This is a genomic window from Amphritea atlantica (assembly GCF_900111095.1).
GTDB lineage: Bacteria > Pseudomonadota > Gammaproteobacteria > Pseudomonadales > Balneatricaceae > Amphritea > Amphritea atlantica.
Map to the genome: position 1 here is coordinate 141,304 of NZ_FOGB01000009.1, position 12,286 is coordinate 153,589.

Sequence of the window (12,286 nt, forward strand, 5' to 3'; positions counted from 1 at the left end):
GAGATGATGTTATGAGCCCTGAGTGAGTTTCGGGCTATTTGCGAAGGTAGCCCAACCGGGTCAGTTATAGCAGGAAGGTGGCATATGAGTATTTTCGAAAAATATAAGGCACGTTACGACTCCAAACAGGAAGAGGAATACTCCCTGCAGGAGTACCTCGAAATTTGTAAAAACGATCCGATGGCCTATGCCAGTGCTGCCGAGCGGCTGCTTGCGGCAATCGGTGAGCCGGAACTGATCGATACCTCTCGGAACCCTCAGCTAAGCAGAATCTTCTCCAACAAGATGATCCGTCGCTACCCGGCTTTCTTCGAGTTCTACGGCATGGAAAATGCGATCGAACAGATCGTAGACTACTTTAAACACGCGGCTCAGGGCCTCGAAGAACGTAAACAGATTCTCTATCTGCTGGGTCCGGTGGGGGGTGGTAAGTCCTCCCTGGCTGAACGTCTGAAAGCACTGATGGAACATATCCCTTTCTACGCCATTAAAGGGTCTCCGATCCATGAGTCACCACTGGGGCTGTTCAACCCCCTCGAGGACGGTGCCATTCTCGAAGAGGAGTACAATATTCCGTTGCGCTACCTTAAAGGTCTGATGTCCCCCTGGGCGGTCAAGCGGCTGCATGAATTCGGAGGGGATATCACTCAGTTCCGGGTGGTGAAACTCTATCCCTCAATTCTCAATCAGATCGCGGTGGCCAAAACGGAACCCGGCGACGAAAACAATCAGGATATCTCCAGCCTGGTCGGTAAAGTTGATATCCGCATGCTGGAAGAGTTTCCACAGCATGACCCGGATGCTTACAGTTTCTCCGGCGCACTCTGCCATGCCAACCAGGGCATGATGGAGTTTGTCGAGATGTTTAAGGCGCCGATTAAGGTGCTGCACCCATTGCTGACCGCCACTCAGGAGGGTAACTACAACAGCACCGAAGGGATGGCAGCCATTCCCTTTGACGGCATCATCATGGCCCACTCAAATGAATCGGAGTGGCAGACATTCAAGAACAACAAAACCAACGAAGCCTTTATCGACCGGGTCTATATCGTCAAGGTTCCGTACTGCATGCGGGTTTCTGAAGAGGTTAAAATCTACGAAAAACTGTTGGAAAACAGCTCCCTTGCCCAGTCACCCTGCGCACCTGATACGCTCAATATGCTGGCGCAGTTTACGGTGCTGTCGCGACTCAAAGAACCGGAAAACTCCAACATCTACTCTAAGATGCGTATCTACAACGGTGAAAACCTGAAAGATACCGACCCGAAAGCCAAGTCGATGCAGGAGTATAAGGACAACGCCGGGGTCGATGAAGGGATGGTCGGAATCTCAACCCGGTTCGCCTTTAAGATTCTGTCCAAAGTGTTCAACTTCGACTCCACGGAGGTTGCCGCCAACCCTGTGCATCTGATGTATGTGCTGGAACAGCAGATCGAACAGCAGCAGTTCCCACAGGAAACCCATGACCGACTGATCGGTTTCCTGAAGGAGTATATCGCTCCGAAATATATCGAGTATCTGGGTAAAGAGATTCAGACCGCCTATCTGGAATCCTATTCTGAGTATGGCCAGAACATCTTTGACCGCTATGTCACCTATGCCGATTTCTGGATTCAGGATCAGGAGTACCGTGACCCTGACACCGGCGATATTCTCAACCGCCAGGCGATCAGCGAAGAGCTGGAAAAAATCGAAAAACCAGCGGGTATCAGCAACCCGAAAGATTTCCGCCACGAAATCGTCAACTTTGTGTTGCGTGCCCGGGCAGAAAATGACGGTAAAAACCCCGCCTGGAACAGCTATGAGAAGATGCGCACTGTGATCGAGAAAAAGATGTTCTCCAACACAGAAGATCTTCTGCCCGTTATCTCCTTCAACCCTAAAGCATCGACTGAGGACCAGAAAAAACACAGTGAGTTTGTGAAACGGATGACCGAGCGCGGTTATACCGAGAAGCAGGTTCGATTACTGTCTGAATGGTACATCAGGGTGCGCAAATCCCAGTAAGGGGGTTTGCCTATGCCGGGTCAGAGCAGGAGAGCGCTGTATGAGCTATATCATCGACCGCCGCCTAAACGCGAAAAAAAAGAGCACCGTTAACCGGCAGCGTTTTCTTCGCCGCTATAAGAAGCATATTAAGCGGGCTGTTGAGGAAGCGGTAAACTCCCGTAGCATCCGTGATATTGATCAGGGAGGCGAGGTCAGTATCCCGAACAAGGATATTTCCGAACCGGTGTTTCATCACGGTGATGGCGGCATCCGTCAGCGGGTTTTTCCAGGTAACAAAGAGTTCGTCGTCGGCGACGAAATTAAACGTCCCGAAGGCGGAGGCGGCGGTGGCTCCGGCCAGGGGCAGGCCAGCAATCAGGGGGAAGGTGAAGATGATTTCACCTTTCAGATTAATCAGGAAGAGTTCCTCGACTTTATGTTCGAAGACCTTGAACTGCCCAACATGATTAAGAAACAGCTGCGCGACGCCACCAGCTTTGAGGTGCGTCGTGCTGGCTTTACCAGTGTAGGCTCACCGGACAAACTCAATGTGGTGCGATCATTACGAGCCGCCAACGCCCGGCGTATCGCCCTTTCGGGTAAAGAGCGCCGCAAAATCCGAGAACTGAAAGCGGAGATCAAAACCCTGGAGGGGTTGCTGCCCAACCAGGAAGCGGTGCTGCAGATAGCGGCCCTGAATGAAGAGATCAAAGCGCTCAACAGACGCATCAAACGGATGCCATTTATCGATGAGTTTGATCTGAAATACAACAACCTGATCCGTACCCCGGTGCCCAGTTCTAAAGCAGTGATGTTTTGCGTGATGGATGTCTCGGGATCGATGACCCAGTCGATCAAGGATATCGCCAAACGCTTCTTTATTCTGCTCTACCTGTTTCTCACCCGCAGCTACAAAAAAATTGAGGTGGTGTTTGTCCGTCATCACACCCATGCCAAGGAGGTGGATGAGGAGGAGTTTTTCTATTCCCGTGAAACCGGTGGCACAATCGTCTCCAGTGCGCTCAACCTGAGCGCAGATATTATTCATGAACGCTACCCTCCCGGTGACTGGAATATCTATGTTGCCCAGGCGTCTGATGGTGATAACTGGGATGGTGATTCCCATGTCTGCCGGGAAATTCTGGAGCAACGCATTCTGCCTCTGGTGCAGTATTTTGCCTATGTTGAGATCACCACCGGGCCACATCAGAATCTCTGGCTGGAGTACGAGCAGATTCGGGAAAAGTTTGGCGAAACCTTTGCTATGCAGACCATCGTTGAACCCTCCGATATCTATCCGGTGTTCAGAAAGCTGTTTGAGAAAAAGGAGTGACCCAATGAAAAAGCATCAACCGATCTCTACCGGGTCAGAATGGACTTTCGAACTGATTCAGCGATATGACCAGGAGATCGCCCGGGTGGCGGAACATTACGGGCTGGATACCTACCCTAATCAGATAGAGATCATCACCTCTGAACAGATGATGGATGCCTACTCCTCTGTCGGCATGCCGCTGAATTACAATCACTGGTCGTTTGGTAAACAGTTTGTCTCCACGGAACAGCAATACAAACGGGGCCAGATGGGGCTGGCCTACGAGATAGTTATCAACTCAAATCCCTGCATCTCTTATCTGATGGAAGAGAATACCATGACCATGCAGGCTCTGGTCATCGCCCACGCCTGTTACGGACATAACTCGTTTTTCAAAGGCAACTACCTGTTCCGCACCTGGACCGATGCCTCCGCTATTATCGATTATCTGCTGTTTGCCAAAAATTATATTGCCAAGTGTGAAGAGCGCCACGGCGTGGATGCTGTAGAACAGATGCTGGACGCCTGCCACGCACTGATGAACTATGGCGTTAACCGTTACCTGCGCCCTCAGCCGATTACCCCTGAAGAGGAGAAAAACCGGTTACTGGACCGCGAAGAGTATATCCAGCGTCACCTTAACCAGCTGTGGAATACTATCCCGAAAAAAGATGAGATAAAGGAGAAGAAAACACCGCGCTTCCCGAAAGACCCGGAAGAGAACCTGCTCTACTTTATTGAGAAGAATGCGCCGCTGCTGGAGCCCTGGCAACGGGAGATTGTCCGCATCGTCAGAAAGATCGCTCAATACTATTACCCCCAGCGTCAGACTCAGGTGATGAATGAGGGGTGGGCCTGCTTCTGGCATTACACCCTGCTACACCATCTGCACGATGAAGGTCTGGTCACCGATGGGTTTATTATGGAGTTTCTCCATTCACACACCAGTGTCATCTACCAGCCACCGTTTGACTCCCCCTACTTCAGCGGCATCAACCCCTACTCACTGGGCTACGGCATGATGCGGGATATCAGACGAATCTGTGAAAACCCTACCGACGAAGACCGCAAATGGTTTCCCGACATCGCCGGCAGCGACTGGAACGAGACACTGCAGCATGCGATGCGCAACTACAAGGATGAAAGCTTTATATTGCAATACCTTTCACCCCATATGATCCGTGAGCTGAAGCTGTTTACTATTACTGACAACTCGGCCCTGAGCACCCTGCAGATCAGCGCTATCCATGATGATGAGGGGTATCAGAAAGTACGGGAGAACCTGGCTGCCAGCTATAACATCGGCAATAGGGAACCCAATATTCAGATCTATAACGTTAATATCAGAGGCGACCGCTCACTGACCCTGCGTCACTATATGCATAATGAACAGCCTCTGGGGGATGACACCGATGAAGTGTTGAAACATCTCCATCAACTATGGGGATTTGACGTTCACCTGGAGTCAGTCTCACCTGATGGACAGATTGTCAACGAACGCCACTGTCCACCAAAGCCCCATGCTGAGGAAGTGGCCTGACACGTCCCCCAGATAGATAAAACCGCTCATTAAGAGCGGTTTTTTTTATAACGTCATACCGGCGTTTTGAGCTTTTCCTGATAGGGAGGCCAGCCCATCGGTTTACCCCCCAGCAAGTGCAGGTGGATATGGTAAACCGTCTGACCGCCGTGGCTGTTACAGTTAAACACGGTACGATAGCCGTCCGTATCAAACCCTTGCTGTTGCGCAATCTTCCCGGCCACCATCACCATATGCCCCACCAGGTCACAGTCTTCTGTGTTGATATCATTCAGCGTAGCGATATGTTTACGGGGAATAATCAGGGCGTGGGTCGGTGCCTGGGGGTTGATATCATTAAAAGCGATAACCCGATCATCCTCATAGATAATATCCGCTGGAATCTCGTTATTCAGAATTTTACAAAACAGACAGTCCATCATCCCACCTTCATCTTATCAACGTTTCAGGAATTACACCGCAGCGCTTCCCGGATAGCAAGTATCCGGGAACAGAACGTCGCTGAGCGACTCACTAGACGACACTTCGTGTCTTGCTAGTGGTTAGACGTAAAACTTCGTTTTACTTGCTAGAAAAAGCAAAGATAAGCACATAAAGCCTAACTCGTCCTTTTTCCAAAAAGCCTCTAAAGCGGTGGCCAGTTTTACTTGACCACTACAGTTATTGGCATACCAACCAACGAGCGCACATAGAAATGAAGGGAATCACCGTAATGGAAGGATTGCTTGAACTCCAGATCGAAAGATTCTCTTCTTACTGGATGTCCCTTTTTGTTGACCTCAATCTTGAATCTATCCATGCCCGCTGTGTACCTTGTAAGGCTAACAACTTTATTCGTAAGCCCTGCAAGGTTCTAAAGCTTGCAAGCTCTGCAACCTTACAAGGTACGTTATAATCCAGAGACGGGTAAAATATGTATCGTAGAAGTCGTCAATACCAGGAGTATGTGACTAAGTATGCAAAGACAAGGGCTGCCAGAGAGGGAAAAAGGATCAATGGTACTCATCCTTGATATCCACCTGAACTGTCTTGAGTGCCTGGCCGAACTACACAGCCAATCAAAATCACAGACTACGATTCGGGTACTCCCACCCATCGAGCTTCACTTTATCCTAATAGCCCAATAATGACTACAGTTGCTGTTTTTCTGTGATTTTTCTAGCAAGGAAACGAAGTTTCCGTCTAACCACTAGCAGTCGCGCAGCGACGTTCTAGCCCCTATTAAATTTCGCAAGTACGATATATCAGTTAATCATCGATTTACACAAAAACTACTCATTTTAACTAACCTGCATGTTGCACTGCGTCATAAGAAGTTCATACTCTTATCATAGAGTAAATGCTAAGGCCGATAGCGCCTGTTATATAGGTTAGAGCGCGGTGCCCCGGGTTTCCAACCGCCGAATAGCTGGAGCAGTATAATGATTCTTTCAGAAAAGCCCCCCATCCATAACCAACTGGAATTCTTTATTGATGAAGCGGTTAAGGCTCGTCCGGTCATCACTGCCGTAGTACACCCAGTTGAACATAACGGCCTGATGGGCGCCATCGAGGCCGCTGAACGCGGTCTGATCGTACCTATTCTGGTGGGACCTGCGGCTAAAATACAGGCGGCTGCTGATAAGTATGAACTGAATATTGACGACTATGAACTGATCGATGTTGAGCACAGCCACGCTGCAGCAGAGCAGGCCGTTGGACTGATACGCGAAGCCCGGGCGGAAACCCTGATGAAGGGAGACCTGAGTACATCAGAGCTGCTCAGTGCAGTGATACACAAAACTCTGGGGATACGCACTGAACGGCGGCAAAGCCATATCTTTGTACTGGACGTTCCCAACTATCATAAACCCTTGATGATTACCGATGCGGCTATCAATGTTGCCCCGGACCTGCTGACCAAACGGGATATCGTGCAGAACGCAATCGACTTCTGCCACGCACTGGGTATGAAGGAGCCTAAAGTGGCCATTCTTGCAGCAGTCGAGAAAGTGAAGCCGACAATGCAGAGCACCATCGATGCTGCCGCACTGTGCAAAATGGCCGACCGGGGACAGATCACCGGCGCTATTCTTGATGGTCCGCTGGCCTTTGATAATGCGATATCCCTGCAGGCCGCTATTGATAAGCATATCTCATCGCCGGTATCCGGCGACGCTGATATTCTTCTGGCACCCGACCTGGAATCAGCCAATATGATCGCTAAGCAGCTTATTTACCTTGCGGATGCCAAATCTGCGGGTATCGCCCTGGGTGCCCGTGCACCGATCATACTTAACAGTCGTTCTGACGGGACTCTGGCCCGCCTGGCATCCTGTGCCCTGGCATCCCACATGGTTCTGCATCCTCAAGGAGTGAAATAAGATGGGTCTGGTTCTGACAGTTAATGGCGGTTCTTCCAGCCTGAAATGCGCGCTGTTTGCCCGCCACGAAAAGAAAGTGGAACCCCTGTATCAGTTCAAGCTGGGGAATATCCTTAACACGCCGGTCATGAAAGTATTCTCCAGTGAGGGAAAAACACTGGAAAAGGTCGAACCCGACATGACCTCCATCGAGATTGATGATCGCCATCAGGCGTGCCTCGATCTGGTGATACAGTGGGTGCGTAAACAGTTACCCGATAGCCAGATCAGCGCTTTTGGCCACCGGGTGGTCCATGGCGCAGAGGCGTTCAGCGATCCGGTCATGATTACGCCAGACATCATGAAGTCACTGGAAGAACTGATTCCGCTGGCTCCACTGCATCAGCCCTATAACCTGAAACTGATCCGTGCCTGTCAGCAACTGGAGCCGGAGCTGCCACAGATCGCCTGCTTCGACACCATGTTCCATATCGGCCAGCCACAGGTGGAACGCCACTACGCCATTCCCCGCAAATACACTGAAGCCGGGATCCATCGATATGGTTTTCATGGTCTGTCCTACGAATATATTCAGCGCACCCTGGAGAAAATCGGCAAAGGGGCGGAAAGTGACAACACCATTATCTGCCATCTCGGCGCGGGTGCCAGCATGTGCGCTGTCAAACAGGGCAGATCGATCGCCTCCTCTATGGGCTTTACTGCGGTAGACGGCCTGCCGATGGGCAGCCGTACCGGCAATATCGATCCCGGTGTACTGCTCTATCTGCAACGCCACTATGGAATGGATGCCGACCAGTTGGAAAACTTCCTCTACAAAGAGAGCGGCTGGCTGGGAGTCTCTGGTATCAGCTCCGATATGATAGCGCTGGAACAATCCGGCAAACCGGAAGCGGAAGAGGCGATCGCCATGTTCGCCTATCGTGCTGCCCTGGAGATCGGTCGACTGAGCGCTGCTCTACAGGGTTTAGATCAGTTGGTTTTCACTGGCGGTGTGGGTGAAAATGACAGCAAACTGCGCAAGCGTATCTGTGATCAGTTGGAGTGGCTGGGAGTCAAACTCAACAAAAGCGCCAATAAAGAGGGCGAAGCGATTATCAGCAAGGCCAGCGCTAAAGTTATTGTTCGGGTTATTCCCACCAATGAAGAGGCGATGATCGCCCTGCATGCACAGGAGGTGTTGGGTTAGATAGTAGCTAGACGTTGCTTCGCAACTTGCTAGTGGTTAGTGGCTAGAAAAAACGTAAAAAAGAGAGCCTTTGGTTCTCTTTTTTTATCGCGAAAATACATTTCGCCAGTCTCACCAAAATGCTCACACCCAAAGCGACAAAACGTCTCTGATATTGTAGATTTAAATCTGGGAAGCCTGTGTAAATTTGATCTCTTCTTTCATCGTTGGTTTTCCCTGCACTCCTGTTTTTCCCTGATAAATCATTAAGGATAGGACGTTGAATAATAGCCGCTTAAGACAACCGATTACATTCAGCGTCGTTGGCTATTTTCTTGCAACCATTGCGGTGTTTATTCTGGCCTGCGGCTTTATTGGTTATCTGTGGATCAGCAATCAATATCAATACCTTGAGCGGGATGGCGAACATTTTGCGCAAGAGTATCTCGCTTTGCAGAAACAGGAGATTGAAGCCCGGGTTCACTCGATAAAACACTACCTGCAGAGTGAGAACAAGCTGGCGAATAATAAACTCAAAACAGAACTGCAACAGAGAGTTGACCAGGCCTATCAAATAGCTGAATCGATCTACCTCAGCCAGCAGGGCAAAAACTCTGACGCTGATATTAAGAATATGATTTACGCGGCGCTACGCGATCTCAGATTTAATCAGGACAGAGGCTACTACTTTATCTATACACTTGACGGCGTGGTTAATCTCTATCCACCCGATCCCTCCTTAGAAACAAAACATTACACCGACGCATTCCCCCAGGAGGGCCAGGATTCAATTCGACAGATAATCACGCTTTTACACAACCAACAAGAGGGGTTTGTCAGTTACCAATGGCTATTACCCGATGGCAAGAAGTCGCTGAACAAATACAGTTATCTCAGACTATTCAAACCTTATAACCTCGTGATCGGAACCGGTGATTACCTGGAACTGTACGAAAAACAACTTAAAGATGAAGTTTATCAACGCATTGCCAATATCTCTTTCGGGCCGGATAAAGAGGGTTACTATTTTATAAACTCCTACGATGGCGACCTTTATGTCACCAATGGTGAATATCATGCTGGCCAGAAAAACATCTGGGATACCGTCGATGCCAGGGGAACCAAAGTTGTTCAGGAGAACTCCCGATTAGCCCAGCAGCACCCGGAAGGCACTTTCAGTACCTATGTGTGGGAGAAAAACAGCGGCGAAGAGTCAGAGAAAGTATCTTTCATTCTGGGAGTGGATGAGTGGAAAATATTCATCGGCACCGGTTTTTACACCGACACAGTCAAAAACAAGATTGCCCTGCATGTTGATGCCCGTAAAAAAGAGTTTGAACAGGGAGTCTTCGATACGCTGAAAATTATCCTGGTCACCATGGCCATTATTGGCTTCCTGCTCTATTTCATGATGCGCAAGCTATCACAGAACCTAAAGGTATTCCGTTCCAACCTTGAAAGATCCGTCGACACCCTGACCCACCTGAACCCTGAAGAGATCCACTTTAATGAGTTCAGGCTGGTCAGTGACAGTGTCAACAAAATGATCTCCGGACTAAACCAGCGATCGGCAGAACTGCGCCACAGCACCCTGCATGACCACCTCACCGCTCTGCCGAATCGGCGCTATGTCTGGCAGCAGTTAAAAGAGATGCTCGACCGATCTCAGGGGCAGCCTCTGAATGCAGCACTGATGTTTATCGACCTTGATCATTTTAAAGAGATTAACGATACCCTGGGACATAGCGCAGGCGATGAGTTATTACGCCAGGTCTCTGAACGGTTCACTCAGGTGCTACGAAGCGATGATCTGGTTGCGCGACTGGGGGGCGACGAGTTTACCGTGATTACCGGCCTGTTACGCGATGATGAAGCTGAAACAATCGCCCGTAAACTACTCGGTGAGCTACAGCGTCCCTTTGAGATTCAGACACATGCGTTTCGTATTACCGCCAGTATAGGTATCTGCCTGTTCCCTAAAGATGCCAGCACTCCTGACATGATTCTGCGCAATGGCGATTCAGCCATGTATCAGGCAAAACGCAACGGCAGAAATGGCTTCTGCTTCTACGACTCATCGATGACCGAAGCCGCCTCCAAGCGATTTAATCTCCTGGAGCAGCTGAATCAGGCACTCAAAAACGATCAGTTTGAACTCTATTATCAACCACAGGTAAACACTGAAACAGGCAGGATTGTCGCGGCTGAAGCCCTGATTCGCTGGAATCACCCAGAAAGGGGGCTACTAGCACCCGATCAGTTCATCCCCTACGCCGAAGAAAGTGGCCTCATCGCCCCTATCGGCCGATGGGTAATCGAACAGGCCCTCCGGGATATAAGCCGCTGGCACGCAATGGGCTACACCCTGCCAAAGGTCGCGGTTAACTTTTCAACGCAGCAGATCAGCGATCTGATCGTGGCTGAAGTGGCTGAAATACTCCAGTGTTCCGACGCCGATGCCTCCAGTATCGAGTTTGAAATTACAGAAAGCGCGCTGATGGAAAACCCGGAGCTATCACGTAAAGTGTTGCAGGCACTCCATCAGATGGGCATCAGCCTGTCAATTGACGACTTCGGACAGGGGTACTCCTCTCTGAGTTATCTGAAACAGTTCCCCATCAGCAAACTGAAAATTGACCGCGCATTCATTCGTGATCTTGAGGTCGACGAAAACGACAGAGCGATCACCCGCGCGATCATAGCCCTGGGCAAAAGCCTGAAAATGACCGTGATTGCCGAAGGTGTTGAAACTGAAAACCAACTGCAATTTCTCAAAGAGGAACAGTGCGAGGAACTGCAGGGGTATCTGTTTTCCAGGCCGGTGCCGGAGGAAGAGTTTCGGCGGTTGATGGAAAAGAGCAGTGGCTAGACCGCCGCTTCGCGGCTAGCGAGTGGCTAGACGGAAAACTTCGTTTTCCTTGCTAGAAAAGACAAGAGCAAGAAAGCATTTGGTCACTGCTTGAGAGGGGTATTTATTAACACACTTGTTACTTTTCCTCGAACTTACCAACAACAGCAACACCTTCAGAAATGGTGCTGATAGAAAATTTAGAAACACAACACTCTCCGATGGCTGAAAAATGTTCTTTAATAATTTCGAGGATCTCTTCTTTGTTAAAGCTTCCGCCGGTAGCCCTGGGTTTGATGCAATCCGCCTCCCTTTTATCCAGGGCATATATCACCCCTTCAGAGTCGATCAGAGCATCACCCTCTTCATAAGAGAAGAAGTGAAGATCTGCATCACATTCCCATTCTGATAAACCAGAGACGAACGTAAGCTCACTGTCGCCTTCGTATTTAATGATCGCAGGCCATCGAACCATTTTGTGTCCTTATGATAAATAACGCCCGTATCTACGGACGACGTGAGCAGAAAGGAGTTCCGAAAGCCTACGCTTGTTATAGCTTAGTTCCAGCGCTGATAATTGCGACAAAGAACAAAGCCCCAAGAATATACTGCGTATATCTTCTGTAAGACGCGTATTTATTAAGCTCACTATCACTTAACTCTTCCCATTGCTTCTTTGCCATAAACTCAGAGTACTTCGTAGCTAAGTTATTTGGGCTAAGATCACGGATAATTAATTTGGTAGATATAGGATACTTCGTGAACACTCCAGGTTTCCCGAGATCGCTATATAGTTGAGTGTGATTATTTTTCAGGCGCGCTAAAAATTTACAATGAAAGTGAAAACCAATGACTACGAATAATATGCCAACTGCCCAGAAAGTTAAAAAGACCATGTTCCCTCAAGATCCAAAACAACTTCATTGATACGACCTTACAACGCTCTGTAGCTTGCAAGCCTGATCGTTTTACAAGTTCTGCTGTGATAAAAACGGCAGCTACTGCATTCTCGTCTCTGATTATGAGTAGGCTCATTGATCAGCGTGTTTATCTAGCCTTGGCTAAA

General features: G+C 49.3%; 8 protein-coding genes. 6 read left to right on the forward strand and 2 right to left on the reverse strand.

The annotated features are described in order from the left end of the window. Window positions 1-84 precede the first annotated feature (84 nt). The 3 genes from BMY09_RS15025 to BMY09_RS15035 are packed head-to-tail and all read left to right on the forward strand — an operon-like array spanning window position 85 to window position 4,844. Window positions 85-2,007: a PrkA family serine protein kinase gene (locus tag BMY09_RS15025; protein WP_091359978.1), complete on the forward strand. Its 1,923-nt coding sequence runs from the start codon at window positions 85-87 to the stop codon at window positions 2,005-2,007. A 40-nt stretch (window positions 2,008-2,047) separates the two neighbouring features. Beyond that, complete coding sequence (locus tag BMY09_RS15030; RefSeq protein WP_091359980.1) at window positions 2,048-3,322, forward strand: YeaH/YhbH family protein; 1,275 nt, start codon at window positions 2,048-2,050, stop codon at window positions 3,320-3,322. A 4-nt stretch (window positions 3,323-3,326) separates the two neighbouring features. After that, window positions 3,327-4,844: a SpoVR family protein gene (locus BMY09_RS15035; RefSeq protein WP_091359981.1), complete on the forward strand. Its 1,518-nt coding sequence runs from the start codon at window positions 3,327-3,329 to the stop codon at window positions 4,842-4,844. Between the two features lie 53 nt (window positions 4,845-4,897). Here BMY09_RS15035 and BMY09_RS15040 read toward each other — a convergent pair whose 3' ends face one another. Further along, window positions 4,898-5,263, reverse strand: coding sequence for a histidine triad nucleotide-binding protein (locus tag BMY09_RS15040; protein ID WP_217647452.1), 366 nt, complete (start codon window positions 5,261-5,263; stop codon window positions 4,898-4,900). A gap of 1,002 nt (window positions 5,264-6,265) precedes the next feature. Here BMY09_RS15040 and BMY09_RS15045 point away from each other — a divergent pair. The 3 genes from BMY09_RS15045 (at window position 6,266) to BMY09_RS15055 (ending at window position 11,241) form a co-directional block, all read left to right on the forward strand. Beyond that, entirely contained in the window at window positions 6,266-7,207 is a 942-nt protein-coding gene (locus BMY09_RS15045; protein WP_091359984.1) for a bifunctional enoyl-CoA hydratase/phosphate acetyltransferase, read from the forward strand. Between the two features lies 1 nt (window position 7,208). Further along, entirely contained in the window at window positions 7,209-8,393 is a 1,185-nt protein-coding gene (locus BMY09_RS15050; RefSeq protein ID WP_091359986.1) for an acetate/propionate family kinase, read from the forward strand. A gap of 259 nt (window positions 8,394-8,652) precedes the next feature. Then, window positions 8,653-11,241, forward strand: a complete 2,589-nt coding sequence (locus tag BMY09_RS15055; RefSeq protein WP_091359987.1) for a bifunctional diguanylate cyclase/phosphodiesterase — start codon at window positions 8,653-8,655, stop codon at window positions 11,239-11,241. 118 nt (window positions 11,242-11,359) lie between these two features. Here the strand turns inward: BMY09_RS15055 and BMY09_RS15060 are convergent, their stop codons facing one another. Then, entirely contained in the window at window positions 11,360-11,695 is a 336-nt protein-coding gene (locus BMY09_RS15060) for a DUF4144 family protein (RefSeq protein ID WP_091359989.1), read from the reverse strand. Window positions 11,696-12,286: the final 591 nt, after the last annotated feature.